At 67.7% G+C, this 18,737-nt stretch carries 18 protein-coding genes; 14 read left to right on the top strand and 4 right to left on the bottom strand.

Annotation, left to right across the window (positions count from 1 at the left end; genetic code table 11):
- Positions 1-3: 3 nt before the first annotated feature.
- The 9 genes from fadD10 (at position 4) to ACX12F_RS23890 (ending at position 11,136) form a co-directional block, all read left to right on the top strand.
- Entirely contained in the window at positions 4-1,554 is a 1,551-nt protein-coding gene (gene fadD10, locus ACX12F_RS23930) for a fatty acid--CoA ligase FadD10 (RefSeq protein ID WP_459366770.1), read from the top strand.
- Between the two features lie 4 nt (positions 1,555-1,558).
- Entirely contained in the window at positions 1,559-1,783 is a 225-nt protein-coding gene (locus tag ACX12F_RS23925; RefSeq protein ID WP_459370483.1) for an acyl carrier protein, read from the top strand.
- Positions 1,780-5,961: an AMP-binding protein gene (locus ACX12F_RS23920; protein ID WP_459366769.1), complete on the top strand. Its 4,182-nt coding sequence runs from the start codon at positions 1,780-1,782 to the stop codon at positions 5,959-5,961. The genes ACX12F_RS23925 and ACX12F_RS23920 overlap by 4 nt, the downstream gene beginning before the upstream one ends.
- 58 nt (positions 5,962-6,019) lie before the next feature.
- On the top strand, positions 6,020-6,355 hold the full coding sequence (locus tag ACX12F_RS23915) for a heavy-metal-associated domain-containing protein (RefSeq protein WP_459366768.1): 336 nt from the start codon (positions 6,020-6,022) through the stop codon (positions 6,353-6,355).
- Positions 6,356-6,425: 70 nt separating this feature from the next.
- Positions 6,426-7,391: a GlxA family transcriptional regulator gene (locus ACX12F_RS23910; RefSeq protein ID WP_459366767.1), complete on the top strand. Its 966-nt coding sequence runs from the start codon at positions 6,426-6,428 to the stop codon at positions 7,389-7,391.
- A gap of 11 nt (positions 7,392-7,402) precedes the next feature.
- Positions 7,403-8,116, top strand: a complete 714-nt coding sequence (locus ACX12F_RS23905; protein ID WP_459366766.1) for a DJ-1/PfpI family protein — start codon at positions 7,403-7,405, stop codon at positions 8,114-8,116.
- A gap of 78 nt (positions 8,117-8,194) precedes the next feature.
- Positions 8,195-8,980, top strand: coding sequence for an alpha/beta fold hydrolase (locus ACX12F_RS23900; RefSeq protein ID WP_459366765.1), 786 nt, complete (start codon positions 8,195-8,197; stop codon positions 8,978-8,980).
- Positions 8,981-8,992: 12 nt separating this feature from the next.
- The gene (gene menD / locus ACX12F_RS23895) at positions 8,993-10,636 is read left to right on the top strand and encodes a 2-succinyl-5-enolpyruvyl-6-hydroxy-3-cyclohexene-1-carboxylic-acid synthase (RefSeq protein WP_459366764.1); all 1,644 of its coding nucleotides are present in this window, start codon (positions 8,993-8,995) and stop codon (positions 10,634-10,636) included.
- Positions 10,633-11,136 carry a DUF3592 domain-containing protein gene (locus tag ACX12F_RS23890; RefSeq protein WP_459366763.1) on the top strand — a complete coding sequence of 168 codons (504 nt, stop codon included), beginning with the start codon at positions 10,633-10,635 and terminating at the stop codon, positions 11,134-11,136. The genes menD and ACX12F_RS23890 overlap by 4 nt, the downstream gene beginning before the upstream one ends.
- Here ACX12F_RS23890 and ACX12F_RS23885 read toward each other — a convergent pair.
- Positions 11,133-11,807, bottom strand: a complete 675-nt coding sequence (locus ACX12F_RS23885) for a DsbA family protein (RefSeq protein WP_459366762.1) — start codon at positions 11,805-11,807, stop codon at positions 11,133-11,135. The genes ACX12F_RS23890 and ACX12F_RS23885 overlap by 4 nt on opposite strands.
- Positions 11,808-11,930: 123 nt before the next feature.
- On the opposite strand from ACX12F_RS23885, the gene ACX12F_RS23880 reads away from it, so the two are divergent.
- Complete coding sequence (locus ACX12F_RS23880; protein ID WP_459366761.1) at positions 11,931-13,058, top strand: glycosyltransferase family 4 protein; 1,128 nt, start codon at positions 11,931-11,933, stop codon at positions 13,056-13,058.
- Between the two features lie 170 nt (positions 13,059-13,228).
- On the opposite strand, the gene ACX12F_RS23875 is transcribed toward ACX12F_RS23880, so the two are convergent.
- Both ACX12F_RS23875 and ACX12F_RS23870 read right to left on the bottom strand, forming a co-directional pair.
- Positions 13,229-13,504, bottom strand: a complete 276-nt coding sequence (locus ACX12F_RS23875; RefSeq protein ID WP_459366760.1) for a hypothetical protein — start codon at positions 13,502-13,504, stop codon at positions 13,229-13,231.
- A 14-nt stretch (positions 13,505-13,518) separates the two neighbouring features.
- Positions 13,519-14,343, bottom strand: coding sequence for an SDR family oxidoreductase (locus tag ACX12F_RS23870; protein ID WP_459366759.1), 825 nt, complete (start codon positions 14,341-14,343; stop codon positions 13,519-13,521).
- A gap of 84 nt (positions 14,344-14,427) precedes the next feature.
- Between ACX12F_RS23870 and ACX12F_RS23865 the strand changes: the two genes are divergently transcribed.
- From ACX12F_RS23865 to ACX12F_RS23850, 4 genes are all read left to right on the top strand, one after another.
- Positions 14,428-15,114, top strand: a complete 687-nt coding sequence (locus ACX12F_RS23865) for a demethylmenaquinone methyltransferase (RefSeq protein WP_459366758.1) — start codon at positions 14,428-14,430, stop codon at positions 15,112-15,114.
- Positions 15,111-16,046 carry a CobW family GTP-binding protein gene (locus ACX12F_RS23860; protein ID WP_459366757.1) on the top strand — a complete coding sequence of 312 codons (936 nt, stop codon included), beginning with the start codon at positions 15,111-15,113 and terminating at the stop codon, positions 16,044-16,046. The genes ACX12F_RS23865 and ACX12F_RS23860 overlap by 4 nt, the downstream gene beginning before the upstream one ends.
- Before the next feature lie 44 nt (positions 16,047-16,090).
- Positions 16,091-16,372, top strand: a complete 282-nt coding sequence (gene ppnP, locus ACX12F_RS23855) for a pyrimidine/purine nucleoside phosphorylase (RefSeq protein ID WP_459366756.1) — start codon at positions 16,091-16,093, stop codon at positions 16,370-16,372.
- 78 nt (positions 16,373-16,450) lie between these two features.
- Positions 16,451-17,509, top strand: a complete 1,059-nt coding sequence (locus ACX12F_RS23850; RefSeq protein ID WP_459366755.1) for an alpha/beta hydrolase — start codon at positions 16,451-16,453, stop codon at positions 17,507-17,509.
- Here ACX12F_RS23850 and menJ read toward each other — a convergent pair.
- Positions 17,502-18,722, bottom strand: a complete 1,221-nt coding sequence (gene menJ / locus ACX12F_RS23845; RefSeq protein WP_459366754.1) for a menaquinone reductase MenJ — start codon at positions 18,720-18,722, stop codon at positions 17,502-17,504. The two genes, ACX12F_RS23850 and menJ, sit on opposite strands and share 8 nt — an antisense overlap.
- Between the last annotated feature and the right edge of the window lie 15 nt (positions 18,723-18,737).

The raw sequence follows: 18,737 nt of genomic DNA, 5'->3' as shown, positions 1-18,737 counted from the left end.
GGAATGTCCGATCATTCAGCCACCGTGCTCTCGCGCATCGTCGCGCAGGCCCGGGAGCGACCCGAGGCAATTGCGTTGCGACGCTGCGATGGAACCAGTGCGGTCCGATACGGGCAGCTGGTCACCGAGGTGAGTCGCCTCGCCGCTGACCTTGCGGCACAAGGGGTAGTTCGGGGCGCGCGGGTTTTTGTGTTGTCGGACAACAGCCCCGAGACGTACCTATCGGTGCTGGCCTGTGCACAGCTCGGCGGGATCGCGGTGATGGTGGACCGCAACATGCCGCCGGCTACCGTCGATCGGTTCGCCGAGGTCGCCGAACCCAGCGCGGTGCTGCTGCCGCCGGGTTCCGAACCATCGACGCTGCCCGCGTCTATGCAGCAGGTCCCGGCGCTCGCGGTGGAAATCAAGTCCGAAGCAACGGATTCGGCCGACGCCGGATCGTTGGACCTCCGATCCGAGCTCGGTGCCGAGGACCCGCTGGCGATGATCTTCACCAGCGGCACCACGGGCGAGCCGAAAGCCGTGCTCCTGCCCAACCGCACCTTCTTCGCCGTGGCGGACATTCTGGCGCGCGAGAACTTGAATTGGATCAGTTGGGTGGCAGGGGAATCCACGTATTCACCACTGCCGGCCACCCACATCGGCGGACTGTGGTGGATTCTGAACTCCTTGATGCAGGGCAGCGAATGTGTCACCGGTGGAGAGAACTCAACGTCGCTGATCGAGATACTGGCGGCGAACCGCATCGCCTCGACATGCCTGGTGCCGACGCTGTTGACGCGACTGGTTGCCGAGGTGAAGGCCGGGGCGGCGTTGCCGCCGCTGCGGATGGTCGGCTACGGCGGATCCCGCGCCATCGCCGCCGATGTGCAATTCGTCGAGGCGGCAGGCATTCACACCGCGCAGGTGTTCGGCCTCAGCGAAACCGGCTGTACGGCATTGTGTCTGCCGACCGCCGACGGGTCGATTGCCAGGATCGAGGCTGGTGCGGTCGGGCGGCCCTATCCAGGGGTCGAGGTCCATCTGTCCGGTGGTGACGGCCGTACGCCGCCGACGGCCGGGACGGAGCCCGCCGCCGCGGGTACGTTGTGGATCAAATCACCGGCAAACATGTTGGGCTACTGGAAAAACCCGGAACGGACGGCAGAGGTTCTGGTCGACGGGTGGGTGAACACCGGCGATCTGTTCGAACGTCATGCCGACGGCTTCTTCTACATCAAGGGCCGGTCGTCGGAGATGATCATCTCCGGCGGTGTCAACGTCGCTCCCGATGAGGTCGACAGGATTGCCGAGAGTGTTCCGGGCGTGGGCGCCGCAGCCTGTTACGAGATACCCGACGACGAGTTCGGTGCGCTCATCGGGCTGGCGGTGGTTCCGGCGACAGACCTCGACGAGAGCGGAGCGAGAAAGCTCAAGCAGGCGATCGCCGCCCGCTACCGGTCCGAGTCGGAATCGATGGCGCGGCCGTCGGCGATCATCATCGTCCCCGAGATTCCGAGAACGCAGTCCGGCAAGGTGATTCGCGCCTCTCTCGCTGCCGCGGTTCATGGCTGAGGGAATTCGCGCGCGCGTGCTGGCAGCCGTTTGCGACGTCCTCTACATCGACGAATCCGATTTGTTCGACGGCGATGCCACCGATCTGCGTGAACTCGGGCTCGATTCGGTTCGGTTCGTGCTGCTGATGAAACGGCTGGGGGTCGATCGGGAATCGGACCTGCCGTCGCGGCTCGCGGAGGATCTGTCGATCGCCGGCTGGATCCGGGTGCTGGAATGTCCTTTGTGACAACGACTGACGATGGTCGTATCGGTGGGCTCACGCTGACCATCTCGCAGCAGAACATCTACCACGGCGTCCTTCAGGACCCCGATCCGGCGTTGTACCTGATCGGCAAGAGCTATCGCTTCCGCCCGGTGGCGCTGTCGGCATTCCTGTCCGCGCTGAGGGCAACCATCCTGGGCAACCCCATTCAGTTGTGCGTCCTGACGCCGGCGGACGCAGGGGACGACACCTACCCCATGCTGGTGCCCGGGCTGCAGTGCGATGACGTCATTCGTATCCAGGAGCCCGACCGCGCCGGACAGCAACGACTCGAGGACACCTGGTCGGCAGGAATTCTGTCCACCCCATTGGTGCGCTACACCGTGCACACGGACACCGATGCGCGGGTGGTGGGCATGGATGTGCACACTCATCACCTCTTACTCGATGGTGGGGCGACGGCGATCATCGAGGCCGAGCTGGCGCGCCACCTGGGAGGCTCCGACAAGAAGCCTTATACCGCAGTCGATTTAGATTCCCTGGCCGGCGCCCACCACCGTGAGCGGGCGAAGGTCGAACAATCAACCGAACGCTTCGCCGCGGTGGTGCAGGCCGAGCTCACTGAGGAGGCGCAGCGCGGCGCTGCGGCCGACTGCGCTGGTGATGCGGTGCCGGGCACGGCGGGCCGCGGCGTGTTGCAGGAATCGCTAAGGGTGGCCGGCGAGGCCTACGACACCATCGTCGCTCTCGCCGAGGCTCGGCAGGTGCCGCTCAACATCCTGGTGTCCGCCGCGGCGGTGGCGGTACACGCCAGTCTGCGGCAGAGCACTCAGACCCTGCTCGTGTATCCCGTCGACAATCGATTCGGCGAACCGGATCTGAATGTCGCGACCTGCCTGGTCAATTCCGTTGCTCAACCGGTGCGGTTCCCGGCCTTCGCCTCGGTTGCCGATGTGGTCGCCGCACTGGACCGCGGCTATGTCAAAGCGGTACGGCGCCGATGGTTTCGTGAAGAGCGTTATCGCCGAATGTATCTGGCCATCAATCGGAGCATGCACGTCGAGGCGCTGACGGTGAACTTCATGCGCGGCCGGTGTGCGGTCGAGCTAGGCGCGTACCTGTCCGAACCACCGGTGGTGACCGATATCGGCCCGGTCGAGGGAATGACCGTGGCGTGCGTCCACGACGAGAATCAGCGCACGCTCGATGTCGCGATCTGGAATCGAATCGATGCGGCTGGCCGCACCGGCTGGTCCGGGGCTACCGAGCGCATTGTCGGCGCGCTCAGGTCGATGGCGTCGCACTGGGATGATCCGATCGCGCTGACCGTCGGTGAATGGTTCGGGCTGGCTGCCGACGGGAGGCTGCGGGCCGCGGTCGGGGTGCCTCGACCCGAACTCCCTGCGGCGCAAGCCTGGTTCTTGGATGCTGCGGTGGACCGGTCGCTATGCCGCAGCCCCGGCGTCGATCGCTGGGTGGCCGAGATCGTACGTGTCGGCGCGGAGCCGGGTGATGTGCTGGTGTTCGTCGACGACGAATCCCAGCGCGCCATCGAGTTGTTGGTCGCATGTCATCTGGCGGGCTGTGGCTACAGCGTCTGTGCTGCGACGGACGAGGTGCGCACGCGGGCCGACAGCATTGGCGCGCAGGGCGATACGCCTGCGCACGTCATTGACGTCTCCGCGACGTTACCCGAGCTGGATGAGCGGTTGACGAAGCTCGTCGAAGAGCGAATCGAGCACGTCACCCGTGACGAACGGCTGGCTACCAAGTTGGCGTATGTAATGCCGACGTCTGGCTCGACCGGCCAACCCAAATTGGTGCCGGTTTCGCACGGCTCGCTGGCGGCTTTTTGTGCCGCCGCCAGAACCGCGTACGGCTGGGGGCCGGCAGACACCGTTCTGCAGTGCGCCCCACTGACTTCGGACATCAGTGTGGAAGAAGTGTTCGTCGCGGTCAGTAGCGGTGCGAGGGTGGTGCGGTCCGATGCGATGCGTACCGGCGACCTGTCGGCGCTGGTACGCGATATCGCGGCCACTATCGCGACCATCGTCGATCTGCCCACCGCGATCTGGCATCTGCTCTGCGAAGACCGGGAGTCCATGGCGGCACTGGGTGGCTCGGCACTGCGCCAGGTGATGATCGGCGGCGAAGCCATTCGCCCCACTGCTGTCGACCGTTGGCTCGATTCTCCTGCGGTCCAAGGGATATCACTGGTATCGACCTACGGCCCGACCGAGACCACGGTCGTGGTCACAGCACTGCCGATCAGTGCCGGTGGGCGGAGCCTCAAGCCGCACACCGCCGCCAGGCTGGGCCACCCACTGGTGCCGGGCTCGGTGTTCGTCGGGTTTGGCGAAGTGGTCGTCGTTGGCGAGTTGGTCTCCGCGGGCTATCTCGGCATGGACAATCCCAGCTTCGGCACGGTATCCGACGTTGGGGGCCAACGGCACCGGGCATTCGCCACTGCCGACCGTGTCACCTGCGATCCCGTCGGCTTCCCGATGCTCGCCGGACGGCGCGATGCGGTGGTCAAGATCTCGGGCAAGCGCGTGGACACCGCCGAGCTGTTGCGCCGGATTTCGTCGGACCCCGACGTGACTGATCTCGCCGTCGAGCCCGTCGGCGCCGGTCTGGGCATCTGGTTCCGGACCGTGCTCACCCGTACCGCCGGCGACGACCCCGTCGTGCGTGCACGAATCCGCGACATCGCGAGAGCCCTGCGAGTGCCGTCGTTCGCGGTGACCGGCGTACCGGCCATTCCGCGCAAACCGAGCGGCAAGGTCGATCGTGCGAAATTGACTGTGAATAATCAGCTTTCGGCGGAGCGGTCGGGTCCGGGTGATTCCGATTTCCGAGCCGCGGGACTTGCTGCGATCTGGAGTCGGCAGCTGGGTCGGGCCATCGGGCCGCACTCCTCGCTGCTCGATGAGGGGATCGGCTCGCTCGAGTTGATCAAGATCCTGCCGGACACCCGCAGGTTCCTGGACTGGGAGCTGTCCATTCTCGATCTGATCAGCGCCGACTGCGCAGCCAATGTCGTCGACTGCCGTCCTGCGATCGACAACTGGATGGATGACGCGACCGCCCACGAGATCGCCGATGACCTGACCGCGTTGGAGCGGCAGGGCCACGTCGTGGCACCGGGCGCCCGCCGACTGCCGCTCGGCCGCGGGGGCCAGACGATCGTCGTCCTCGGCGCGTCGGGGATTCTCGGCACCGGGTTCGCCCGGTCGGTTCTCGAACTCAAGCAACGCGGGGGCTCATTCCCGGAGGTGGTGTTCGTGGCGAGAAAACCACTGCCGGAACGGGATCCGTGGGCGAGTCTGCGCGGCCTGGAGGGAGTCGAGATCGCATACCTCCCCGAAGTCTTCGGCGCAGGCGAATTGGGTGCTCTGCTCGATGGCCTCGGCGCCAGGACGGTGATCAATGGCATCGGCAACACCAACGTGCTGGTGCCGTATCGCGAACTACGAGCGGCGAATGTCGATGCGGTGGCGCGGATTACCGAGGCGTGCGTGCGCCGTGGCGCCAGGTTGGTCCACCTGTCTACATTCGTGGTGAACGCCGACGTGACGGCACCCCGCGTCACCGATCCCCGCTTCGCGCCGTACCCCTATGCCGCGTCCAAGTCGGTGGCGGAGCTGGTCGTGACGCGTGCTCCCGACGAACTCGATTTCACCGTCGTGCGGTTGCCGCGTGTGCTCGGTGACAGCCGCCAAATCGAGTGCTCCGCCGACATCTTGGTCTCGATCCTCGACGCCTGTACGGCCCTGAGGCGGTGTCCGAACGTACCGTTGGCTGAAGAGGTCACCACCGGCGTGGCTGCCGCGCACGGCATTTTCGGACTGCTTCCCAGGCTGTCCTCGGCGGTGGAGTTGGGCCGCGGCATGACGGTGTTGCGTGGTGAAAAGGTGCACTACACCGAATTTCTCGGCGGATTCGGATTCGACGTGATCGACGTCGAAGAGTGGAAAGACCGGCTGGACCGGAGCGCATGGGCACAGCAGAATCCGTTGCGATGGGCGGTGATCGACGCCTGGATCGGATTGGGCGCGCGGCTGCGCGGCCGCACCTACGCCGAGTATTTGGCGGAGTACCCGACCATCGACATCGACTTCGAGTCGGTCACGCAGACGGTGAGTGCGCCGGAGTCGCTGCGTGGCGTCCTGGCACCCAACGGTGTTGCGGTCAGGAACTGAGCGGCGCTCCCCGACGACTGGTGAAACTAGGGGCGTGGTGCGCTCCGGATTGTGAGGAATGACGTTGACTGATCTGGTCGAACCGCAGAACGAGGTGCCGGGTGGTCGCCCGATCTATCTCGACATCACCGGCATGACGTGCGGTATGTGTTCCGGCCGCGTGCAAAGGGCACTCAACAAGATCGACGGGGTCCGAGCCTCGGTCAGCCTGGCGACGAAGACGGCCAGCATCGATGCGGCCGGCGATATCACCGCGGACCAGTTGTGTGACGCCGTTCGGGCCGTCGGTTACGACGCGACGCCGCGTGATGCGGCGCCCGAGATTGCCGCGAACCCGGCACCGGGGGTGCTCCAGCGGCTCGCGAACGGGCTCTTCGGCCGGACCACGTCGTGACGACAGCTGTGTCCTAATTTGTGGGCACCATGGCGTAGACGCCATGGTGCCGGCGTCGCACCATGGAGGTGTGACGCGATCTGTCGTGATCCTGGGTTTCGCCGGGGTACAGGCCATGGACATCGTCGGACCCCACGACGTGTTCACGGGCGCTGCCCTGCAGTTGGCCGCGCAACAACAGCCGGCCGGCTACGAGGTCAGTCTGGTATCGGTGGGTTTTGGACCGATCAGCACGCTGACCGGCCTGGAATTCGTGGCGTCACCGGCGCCTGACCCGAGCGGCGCGATCGATACGGTGATCATCCCGGGCGGTTTTGGTATCGAAGCCGCCCGCAAGGACCCAGCGGTCATCGACTGGATCCGCGCGGTGGCGCCGAATGCCCGGCGGATGGTCAGTGTGTGTTCCGGAGCTTTCTTACTCGCCGAGGCCGGACTGCTCGACGGCTGCCGCGCCACCACCCACTGGGCTTCGGCCGAACACCTGGCACGCGAATTTCCCCGCGTCATGGTGGATCCCGACCCGATTTTCCTCCGTAGTTCCGACCGGGTGTGGACTGCTGCCGGGATCACCGCCGGTATTGATCTGGCTTTGAACCTGGTGGAAGACGACTACGGCACCGAGGTGGCTCAGACGGTGGCCCGTTGGTTTGTGCTGCACCTGCGCCGGACCGGGGGACAGACCCAGTTCGCCCCGCCGGTTTGGATGCCGCGGGCAAAGCGCGAGCCGATCCGCGAGGTGCAAGAGGCCATCGAATCCGAACCTGGTGCCGCCCATAGTATTCCGGACCTGGCGCGGCGTGCGGTGATGAGCCCTCGGCATTTCACCCGGGTGTTCACCGAGCAGGTCGGAGAGCCGCCCGGGGTCTACGTAGAGCGGATCCGTACCGACGCGGCGCGCCGCCAACTGACCGAGACCGACGACACGGTGAGCGCGATCGCGGCCCGGTGCGGCTTCGGGAGCGCAGAGACGTTGCGCCGCAACTTCGCCCGCCGGGTCGGCATCTCACCAGACCTGTACCGAAAGTCCTTCGCCTAAAAGGAGAATCCATGCAGATCGCGATCGTGGTCTATCCCGGTTTCACCGCCCTCGACTTCATCGGGCCCTATGAGTCCCTGCGGTACCTGCCCGATGCCGAGGTCCGCTTCGTGTGGCACGAGCCGGGTCCGATCGCCGCGGACTCCGGCGTGCTGCTGGTGGGCGCCACCCATTCGTTCGACGAGACTCCGTCGCCCGACATCATCCTGATCCCGGGCGGATTCAGCACCATGGAGCACGCCCGCGACGAAAAGCTGCTCGACTGGATCCGGCGGGCCCATCAGACCACCACGTGGACGGCGTCCGTGTGCTCGGGGTCCGTGATCCTGGCTTCGGCGGGTCTGCTCACCGGCAAACGCGCGACGTCACACTGGGCGGCCGTGCAACTGTTGCGCACCTTCGGTGTCGAACCCGTCACCGATGAGCGGATCGTGCCCGCCGGGGACCACATCGTCACCTGTGCGGGCGTGTCCGCGGGCATCGACCTGGGCCTGTGGCTTGCGGCGCAGATCGCCGGCGAAGACAAGGCCAAGGCCATCCAGCTGTCCATGGAATACGACCCGCAGCCGCCGTTCGACTCCGGGCACATGTCCAAGGCCTCGGCCGCCACCAAGGCCGGCGCGACCGCGCTGATGTCCCGCGAGCTGCTCAAACCCGTACAACTCAAGGCCACCACGGCGCTGCTGTGGGACCAGGCCCTCAAGCGCCTCCGTTCCCGCCGCTGACCGAGGGATTTGTGCACGATTTAGTACGGTCAGCGTGCTTTTTCGTGCACAAATCCCGGGTCCAGTAACCTCCGCCGGGTGAATCTGGCATATGACGAGCGCGGTAATGGCGAGCCGGTGCTGTTCATCGCAGGCCGGGGCGGCGCGGGCCGCACCTGGCACCTGCATCAGGTGCCGGCGTTCCAGCGGGCCGGCTTCCGCTGCATCACGTTCGACAACCGCGGCATCGGCGCCACCGAGAACGCCATCGGCTTCTCCACCGACCAGGTGGTCGCGGATACGGCGTCGTTGATCAACAAGGTCGTCGGTGGTCCGGTGCGCGTCGTCGGGGTGTCCATGGGGTCGTTCATCGCTCAGGAGCTCATGGTCGCCCGGCCGGAGTTGGTGTCCTCGGCGGTGCTGATGGCCACGCGTGGCCGCGAGGACCGCGCCCGCACCTTCTTCCGGGAAGCCGAGCGGGCGCTGCTGGCCGCGGGCATCGAGCTGCCGCCCGAGGTGGACGCGAAAAACCGTCTGCTGGAGAATTTTTCGCCCAAGACCCTGAACGACGACCGCGCCGTCCAGGACTGGATCGAGATGTTCACCATGTGGCCGACCAAGCCCACCCCGGGGCTGCGCGCCCAGCTGGCCGTCGCGCCCGAGGTGAACCGGCTGCCGGCCTACCAGCAGATCGCGGTGCCCGTCCAGGTGATCGGGTTCGCCGACGACGTCGTGTTGCCGCCGCACCTGTCCAAGGAGGTGGCCGACGCCATCCCGCTGGGCCGCTACCTGGAAATCCCGGACGCCGGCCACCTCGGTTTCATCGAGCGTCCCGACGCGGTGAACGCCGCGATGCTGGAATTCTTCGCGGCCAACCCGGTGTGACACGCTGTAGCAATGAACCCGTCGACGATTCAGGCGCGGGTCGTCGTCGACGAACTCATTCGCGGCGGCGTCCGCGACGTGGTGCTGTGCCCCGGCTCGCGTAACGCGCCACTGGCATTCGCGCTGGCAGATGCCGACAGGGCGGGCCGGTTGCGGCTGCACGTCCGCATCGACGAGCGCACCGCCGGCTACCTGGCCGTCGGCCTGGCGGTATCGGCGGGCTCTCCGGTCTGCATCGCGATGACATCGGGCACCGCGGTGGCGAACCTCGGGCCGGCGGTCATCGAGGCCAACTACGCCCGGGTGCCGCTGATCGTGCTGAGTGCCAACCGGCCGTACGAACTGCTCGGCACCGGTGCCAACCAGACCATGGAGCAGCTGGGTTACTTCGGCACGCAGGTGCGGGCCACCATCAGCCTCGGCCTGGCCGAGCCGGAAGATGCCGCGTCCTGGGCCCACTCCAATGCCCAGTGGCGATCGGCGACGTGTCGAGTTCTGGTGGCGGCCAAGGGTTCTCGATCCGCCAATGCCGGCCCCGTGCAGTTCGACATCCCGCTGCGGGAGCCGCTGGTACCTGACGCCGAAGACGACGCCGCGTACGCACCCGAGGGCCGTCCCGACGGCCGGCCGTGGACCTACACGCCGCCCGTCACGTTCGACCAGCCGCTCGAGATCGACCTGACGGCCGACACCGTCGTCATCGCCGGCCACGGCGCAGGCCGCCACGAGAACCTGGCGCACCTGCCGACCGTCGCCGAACCGACCGCACCGCCGGCCGACAACCCGCTGCACCCGCTGGCGCTGTCGCTGGTCAGGCCGCACCAGGTGATCATGCTGGGCCGGCCCACGCTGCACCGTCCGGTGTCGGCGCTGCTCGCCGATCCGTCGGTGCCCGTCTACGCCCTGACCACCGGGCCGCGCTGGCCCGATGTGTCCGGCAATTCGCAGGCCACCGGCACCCGGGCCATCACCTCCGGCACGCCGGACCCGGCCTGGCTGCGCCGGTGTGCCGAGGCCAACACCCGGGCCGAGCACGCGGTACGCGAGCAGCTCGCGGCCTATGAACTCACCACCGGCCTGCACGTGGCCGCCGCGGTCGCCGACGGCCTGCAGCCCGGCGACCAACTGGTGCTCGGCGCCTCCAACCCGGTGCGCGACGCCGCGCTGGTCGGGCTGAACTCGCACGGTATCTCGGTGCGGTCCAACCGCGGCGTCGCCGGCATCGACGGCACCGTCTCCACCGCGATCGGTGCCGCCCTGGCGCACACCACCGGCCGGACCGTCGCGCTCATCGGTGACCTCACGTTCGTCCACGACAGCTCGGGGCTGCTCGTCGGCCCCACCGAGCCGACGCCGAATGCGCTGACCATCGTCGTCTCCAACGACAACGGCGGCGGCATCTTCGAGCTGCTCGAACAGGGTGATCCCCGGTTCTCCGACGTGTCGTCGCGCATCTTCGGCACTCCGCACGACGTCGACATCGCCGCCTTGTGCCGGGCGTACCACGTCGAATGCCGTCAGGTGGAAGCCGACGGGCTGGCCGCCGCGCTGCGCGAACCGTTCGAGGGCATGCGCGTGCTGGAGGTCAAGGCCGATCGCTCCACGCTGCGGTCCCTGCACGCTTCGATACGGGCGGCGATCAAGGCCGCCGAATGAGCTGGGCGGGCCTGACCTGCAGAGCCAGTGCCTTGTGGGACAAGCTGATCCCGTTTCTGGTCGGCAACGGCGAGGAGACCCGGTCGCAGCGCATTCTTCGTCGGGTCCGGATCGGCATCGTGATCACGGCCTGCCTGGTGACCCTGCAATCGGTGCTGCTGGTGCTCGGTGCGTGGCGCAACGACCAACAGATCGAGCACAACATGGGCACCGCGGCCGCCGAGGTGCTGTCCGCCGGCCCGCGGCGCTCCACCATCGAGTTCGTGACGCCCGATCGCGTGACCTACCGGCCCGAGCTCGGCGTGCTGTACCCCTCTGAGCTGGAAACCGGGATGCGCATCTACGTCGAATACGACCGCAGCGACCCGGACCTGGTGAGGGTGCAGAACCGCAACGCGTCGCTCGCGGTCATCCCGGCGGGGTCGATCGCCGTGGTGGGCTGGTTGGTCGCCGCGGTCCTGCTCGGCATCGTCACGCTCGTGCAGCGCCGGCTGGGTTAGACGGTCTGCCGCCCTCCGGTCAGCTTGGTCAGCCAGCCGTCCTCCTGGATGTCGACCACTGCGTTGGTGGTGAGGTCGTACACCGTGGGTGTGCCCGCGTCCCCCTCGAGGATGTCCTGCAGCCGGGTCTCGTTGGTCTGCGTCATGGCGTCGGTGTCGACGGCGTGTGCACCTGACCGGATGCCGGCCACGTCCTCGCCGCTGACGCCGCTGTCGGCAGCCCAGCCCGCGAGCTGTTCGTCCGACGGCGCCGAACCGCCGGGGTTCTGGTGCCCCCACAGCGTCGCGACGTACGCCTGCAGTGCCGGGGCCGACGTACCGTGCGCTGCGGCCAGGAACATCGCATTGGCGACCTTGGCCGAATAGCCGTAGTCGGTGTCCAGGAACGTCACCGGACGGTAGGTGACGGTCAGCAGGCCCAGGGCGATCAGGCTCTTCATCTGCGCCCCGTCGGTGCTCTGCAGATGCGCACAGTGGGTACATTGCGGCTCGGTGTACACCTCGATCTGCGCGGGGGCGTCCGGCCGGCCTGCGATGATCCCGAAGCCGTCCGAGGTGAGGGAGACGCCCGGCAGATTCGGGTCCCGTTGCGCCGATCCGGTGACGGTGCGGCCGCAGCCCGTGAGCGCCAGGAGGATGGCCAGCGCCGCCAAAGACCGAGGTAGACGCATGCCGACCCCTTTCTCCCCGCGGGTGCGACAGACGATACCGGGGGTACCCGAGTTGTGCGGGTCTTCGCGTCGCGTACCCCTGACGGCAACCTGACGGTCAGGCTGCGCTGCCAGCCTGCAGGTGTGCGAGTTGCGATCGTGGCGGAGTCCTTTCTCCCGAATGTCAACGGCGTCACCAATTCGGTGCTCCGGGTGCTGGAGCACCTCCACCGCAATGGCCATGAAGCACTGGTGATTGCGCCGGACACCCCGCGTGGCGAAGAGCCCGCCGCCGCGGCCTACGGGGATGTTCCTGTGCACCGCGTCCCGTCCCGCATGTTCCCCAAGGTGACGTCGTTGCCGCTGGGTGTGCCGCGGCCGCGAATGGTGCGGGTACTCCGCGACTTTCGTCCTGACGTGGTTCACCTGGCCTCACCCGCGCTGCTGGGCTACGGCGGCCTGCACGCCGCGCGCTTCCTCGGTATCCCGACCGTCGCGGTGTTCCAGACCGACATCGCCGGGTTCGCCCAGAGTTACGGCGTCGGCATCATGACCAACGCAGCCTGGGCCTGGAACCGGCATCTGCACTCGCGGGCCGACCGGACCCTCGCGCCGTCTACCGCGACGATGGAAGACCTTGTTGCCCATCGTATTCCGCGTGTGCACAAGTGGGGCCGCGGCGTCGACGTGACGGGTTTCGCGCCGTCCGCGCGCAGTGCGGCGCTGCGGGCGCAGTGGTCGCCTGACGGCAAGCCGGTGGTCGGTTTCGTCGGCCGGCTCGCTCCCGAGAAGCACGTCGAGCGCCTGGCCGCGCTGGCCGGACGGAACGATCTGCAGATCGTGGTGGTCGGTGACGGCATCGACCGGGTCAAGCTCGAAAAGCTCCTGCCGACGGCGGTTTTCACCGGTGCGCTGTACGGCCCTGAGCTGGCCACGGCCTACGCCAGCATGGACGTGTTCGTGCACCCGGGCGAACACGAGACGTTCTGCCAGGCGGTGCAGGAGGCCATGGCGTCGGGTCTGCCGGTGATCGCCCCGGATGCCGGTGGCCCGCGTGATCTGGTGACGCCCATGCACACCGGATTGCTCTTGCCCGTAACGGATTTCGAGGCGTCCCTGCCGGCCGCCGTCGACCACTTGCTGGCCGAACGGCCCCGGTACTCGCTGGCTGCCCGCCGCAGCGTGCTCGGCCGCACCTGGCCTGCCGTGTGCGACCAGCTGCTGGGCCACTACGCCGCCGTGCTCGGCGAGCGCCGCGCCCTGGCGGCCTAGCCCTCCCGCGAGCCGTGCTGCGGCTATCTCCCGCCAGTGTGCGTGTTTGCGAGCAACACACCGTATTTGGTGTGCACTAAAGTCACGCTCGCAGCCGCCGAGGGTGACGAATATGCACGGGTTGACCGGCGTGCCGTGCGCAGACACGCACGTTCGGCGGGAAACGCCTGTCAGCTCACGTGGACGAGGTCGTAGACGTACGAGTGGTCATCCTTGCGACTCACCCACGCACCCTCGGGCGGTAGGTAACCGAACCCCGCGTGGTCGAAGGGGCGACTCGACACCGCGCCCAGCTCCGTGCACACCACCCACCCGAAGTGCGGCAGCCGCCGGCACCAGATGTCCAGGTCGACCCGCTTGTACGACGGGAACCCATGAGCCACGCCGTCTTCGGCGAACTCATAGGTCAGCCCGTCGTCCCGTCGGATGAATTTCAATCCCGCCATCGGAGTTCCTTCGTTCAGCCCTGCGCCAGCTCGGATACCGGCTGCCACTCTTCCCACGTGCGCAACCGGTTTTGGTAGTCGGCCTTGGCGATCTGCAGTGGTGCGCTACCGAAAAAGACTCGCAGCGGCGGGTTCTCGGCATCGACGATCTTGAGCACCGCAGCCGCGGACGCCTCCGGGTTTCCCGGTACCGCGTTGCGTTCGCCACGCCAGCGCGCGACGTCCGCGCGCAACCCGTCGTACGCCTCGAGTTCGGTGGTCCGCTTCGCAGAGGCGCCGCCCCAGTCCGTCGAGAAGCCGCCCGGCTCGATCAGCGTGACGTGAATCCCGAACCGCTCCACCTCGGCGGCCAGTGACTGCGAGAAACCCTCGAGTGCCCACTTGGACGCGTGGTACGCGCCGAGGCCCGCGAACGCACTGATGCCGCCGATCGAGGACACCTGGATGAGGTGTCCGCCGCCCTGCGCGCGCAGGTACGGCAGCGCCGCCTGAGTGACCCACAGCGCGCCGAAGACGTTGGTCTCGATCTGATCCCGCGCCTCGGCCTCGGACAGCTCCTCGATGAAACCGAACTGGCCGTAGCCCGCGTTGTTGACGACGATGTCCAGCCGGCCGAAGTGTTCGTGCGCCGCCTGCACCGCGGCGAAGTCGGCATCGCGGTCGGTGACGTCGAGAGCGAGGGGGAGCAGCGCGTCGCCGTACTTGGCGACGAGGTCGTCGAGCGTTGACACGTCCCGCGCGGTCGCGGCCACCTTGTCGCCGCGCTCCAGCGCAGCTGCCGTCCACTCGCGTCCGAAGCCGCGCGAGGTACCCGTGATGAACCAGACTTTTGCACCCATGCGGCTTACAGCTCCCGCGGTGGCCGTTCCATTCCCGGGCCGCCGCAGACGCGGGGCGCAGGACCAGCCGGTAGCGTCATATCCGTGAGTCGCGCGTCATTGGAGAAGGATCCGCACGAGGTCGCGTCGATGTTCGACGGCGTCGCCCGTCGCTATGACATCACCAACACCGTGCTGTCCCTGGGGCAGGACCGGTTCTGGCGGCGGCAGACGCGGGCGGCGCTCGGTATCGGCCCCGGTGACAAGGTGTTGGACCTGGCCGCAGGGACCGCGGTGTCGACCGTCGAGCTCGCGACGTCGGGCGCCTGGTGTGTGGCCTGCGATTTCTCGGTGGGGATGCTGGCCGCCGGTGCGGGCCGGAACGTCCCGAAGGTGGCCGGTGACGCCACCAAGCTGCCGTTCGACGACGGCGTCTTCGATGCGGTGACCATCAGCTTCGGGCTGCGCAACGTCGTCGACTTCACCGCCGGCCTGCGCGAAATGGCGCGGGTGACCCGGCCGGGCGGGCGTCTGGTGGTGTGCGAGTTCTCCACGCCCACCAACCGCCTGTTCGCCACGGCCTACAAGGAGTACCTGATGAAGGCGCTCCCGACGATGGCGACCGCGGTGTCGTCCAACCCTGATGCGTACGTCTACCTCGCCGAGTCGATCCGGGCGTGGCCCGATCAGGACGAGTTGGCCCGCCAGATCGAGGCGGCCGGCTGGTCGCAGGTGCGGTGGCGCAACCTGACCGGGGGGATCGTCGCGCTGCACGCCGCAGTCAAGCCGTGAGCATTCCCGTCGTCGCCGTCGCCGGCTTCCTCGGCGCGGGTAAGACCACGCTGCTGAACCATCTGCTGCGGGGCGGCCGGGGTGCGCGAATCGGGGTGCTGGTCAACGACTTCGGGGCCGTCAACATCGACGCGATGTTGGTCGCCGGCCAGGTCGATGCGATGGCATCGCTGTCCAACGGTTGCATCTGCTGTGTTGCCGAGGACGGTGAGGTCGCCGAGATGCTGGGCAAGCTCGCGGCGGTGCGCCCAGCCCTGGACCTCATCGTGGTGGAGGCGAGCGGCGTCGCCGAACCGCCCGCCGTGGCGCGCACCATCATGACCGCCGACTCCGAGGATTTTCACTACGGCGGCCTGATTCTGGTGGTCAACGCCACCGAGCCGGAGTTCGGGCACGGCCTGCCTGTTGCGGATCTCGTCGTGCTGAACCGGGCGGGTGACGCCACCGACCTCGACGACGTCGTGTCCCGGATTCGCGCGCAGAACCCACGAGTTCCGGTGCAGCCCACTGATTTTGCTCGAATCGACCCGACGTTGCTCATCGACGTCCCGGAACGTGCCCCGCAGGCCCAGCTGTCGTTCGACGAGCTGCTGCACGACGACCACGACCACGAGCATCCCGTCTATCAGACCGTCGAATACACCACCGACGACGTGCTGAATCCGCGCCGGCTGCTGGCGCTGCTGCGGGACCGCCCTGTCGGTCTCTATCGCGCAAAAGGTTTCGTCGACTTCGGCGCCGGACACCGGTACCTGCTGCAGCTGGTCGGTGGTTCGCTACGGCTGCAGAAACGCCGCGGTAGGGGCACCCAGCTGGTGTGCATCGGGACCGACATGGACACCGACGGCGTGCGCGCGGCGCTGCACGAGTGCACCACCGAGCCGGCCGACGAGAACGCGATCCTCGGGGTCCACAAATACGTGGTGCAGTAGGCCCCAGATATCCTGACCCCTCACCTGAATTCGAGGAGCCCCAGTTGTTCAAGGTCAATGAGTACTTCGATGGCAAGGTTGCGTCGATCGCCTTCGCGCCGGCCGAAGGCCCCGCGACCGTCGGCGTCATGGCCGTCGGCGAATACGAATTCGGCACCTCCAGCCTCGAGATCATGCACGTCGTGTCCGGCGCGCTGACCGTCAAGCTGCCCGGCAGCGACGAGTGGGAGACCTTTGCCGCTGGAACGAAATTCACCGTTCCGGCCGACAGCAAGTTCGGCGTCCGGGTCGAGGTCGAGACCGCTTACCTCTGCGAATACCGGTAACTTTCCGCCTTCGGTGAACGTGGTCGCGACTTTTCGCAAAGTCGCGACCACGTTCGCGTTCGGCACCAAGATGGGGCCATGCCCTATGGACGCCTCGCTGACCCTGACTGCACCATCGGCACCGACCCTCGCGCCGACCCGCGCATGGTCAAGGCTCTCGCCGCCTTCGGGATGGACGGGCGGCTCCCCGAAGCCGACCTGACGGTCGATGCCCCGCTGGCGCAGCGTCTGGAGTTCGTCTCGTTCGCCGAGCAGGGGACCGGCGCCGTACTTAAGATGTTCGGCGAGCAGGCACCCGCCGCCGAGGGCGTCACCACCACGACAACCACCATCGCGGGCGTCGACGGCAACGACATCACGCTGTTCATCAGCCGGCCCGCCGACGCCGACGGGCCATTACCGGGCCTCGTGCACCTGCACGGCGGCGGCATGGCAATCTGCAGTGCCGCCGACATCCAGTACCTGCGGCTGCGCGAAAACCTCGCGGCCGCAGGCCTCGTCGTCATCGGTGTCGAGTTCCGCAATTCGGGCGGTGCGCTCGGCCCGCATCCATTCCCGGCCGGGCTGAACGACTGCGCGGACGCCGTCCGGTGGGCGGCAGCGCACAAAGATGAGCTCGACATCAGTCACCTCATCGTGGCGGGGGAGTCCGGCGGCGGGAACTTGACCCTGACGGTCGCGCTGAAGGCCAAGCGGGAAGGGTGGATCGGCGAGATCGCCGGCGTCTATGCCCAGTGCCCCTACATCTCCAACCGCTGGCTGGAGGACACCGATGAACTGCCGTCGCTGCGTGAGAACGACCAATACTTCATCAGCCGCCTGCAGTTGGCCCTGCTGGGCTCGGTCTACGACCCCGACCAGGAGCACGCGCAGGACGGCACCTGCTGGGCCGCCGAGGCTACCGATCTGGAGCTGGAAGGCCTTCCGCCGCACGTTATTTCGGTCAACGAGCTCGACCCGCTGCGCGACGAGGGCCTGATCTACTACCGCAGGCTCGCGGCCGCCGGCGTCAGCGTCGTCGGCCGGATCGTCGCCGGTACCTGCCACGCCGGTGACATCCTGCTGGCGGGTGCCATGCCCGATGTCTTCGCCGCCACCGTCCGCGACATCGTCGGGTTCGCGCGGTCGCTCAGCTGAACGGCTTGCGCTGATCCAGCCGGCGCGAGCCGCGTCCGGCCTGGCGCCACAGGCGGGCGACCATATCGGTGTCCTCTTCGGTCACCAGGTTGCCCATGGCGCGGACCGCGACCGTCATCAGGTACTGCGATCGCATCGCGACCGGTCCCGTGAGCGGCAGGAACTTCGGCACGGTCAGCAGGATCGCCAATCGGCGCGCCACCGAGAACCCCGCGGCGTAGTGCTCCCGCAGCACCGCGGGCCAGGCTGCACTCAGGTCGCCCGAGCCGAGCAGATCGGCGGCCAGCCGCCCGGTCTCCAGGCCGTAGTCGATGCCTTCGCCGTTGAGCGGGTTGACGCACGCCGCCGCGTCACCGATCAGCATCCAGTTCGGCCCCGCCACCCCGGACACCGCGCCGCCCATCGGCAGCAGAGCCGACTTGGCCATCCGCGGCTGGCCGTCGAAGCCCCACTCGTCGCGGCGCAGGTTCGTGTAATGGGCGAGCAGCGGGCGCAACGCGGCGTCCGCCGGGCGCTTCTCGGTGGCCAGCGCACCGACACCGATGTTCACGTCGCCGTTGCCCAGCGGGAAAATCCAGCCGTAACCCGGCAACACCTCGCCTTCGGGCGAGCGCAGTTCCAGGTGCGACGTGATCCACGGTTCGGCGTGCCGCGGTGTCTCGAGATAGGCGCGGATCGCGACCCCGTAGACGGTCTCCTGATGCCACTGGCGGCCCAGGACACGGCCCAGCGTCGAGCGGGCACCGTCGGCCACAACGAGTTCGGCGCAGCTCACCTCCTGCCCGTCGTCGAGCTTCAGCGTGCGCACCCGGCCGGTGACGTCGTGTGCCACGTCGACGGCCTTGACGCCCAGCAGCATCTTCGCGCCGGAATCGGCCGCGACCTGCCGGATCCGGTCGTCGAGCTCGGTGCGGGGCACTGCGCTGCTGGTCGCCGGGAACGACGGGCCCGGCCACCGCACTTCGCGCTCGGCGCCGAAGCCGGCCAGGCGCAGCCCGTGATGGCTGACGCGGCCGGCGAGCCACTCGCCGAGCCCGAGTTCACGCAGTTCCGCGATGGCCCGCGGGGTCAGCCCGTCGCCGCACGCCTTGTCCCGGGGGAACTGCGCGGAGTCGATGACCAAGACGTCGCGGCCACGGCGCGCCGCCCAGGCGGCAGCGGCGGACCCTGCCGGCCCGGCTCCGACCACGACCACATCTGCGTGCACGACCATGCCGCCCAGTATGTT

It is taken from the genome of Mycolicibacterium sp. HS_4_1 (genome assembly GCF_054515875.1).
Note: the sequence above shows the minus strand (reverse complement) of the source record. Positions and strands in the feature narration are given on the sequence as shown.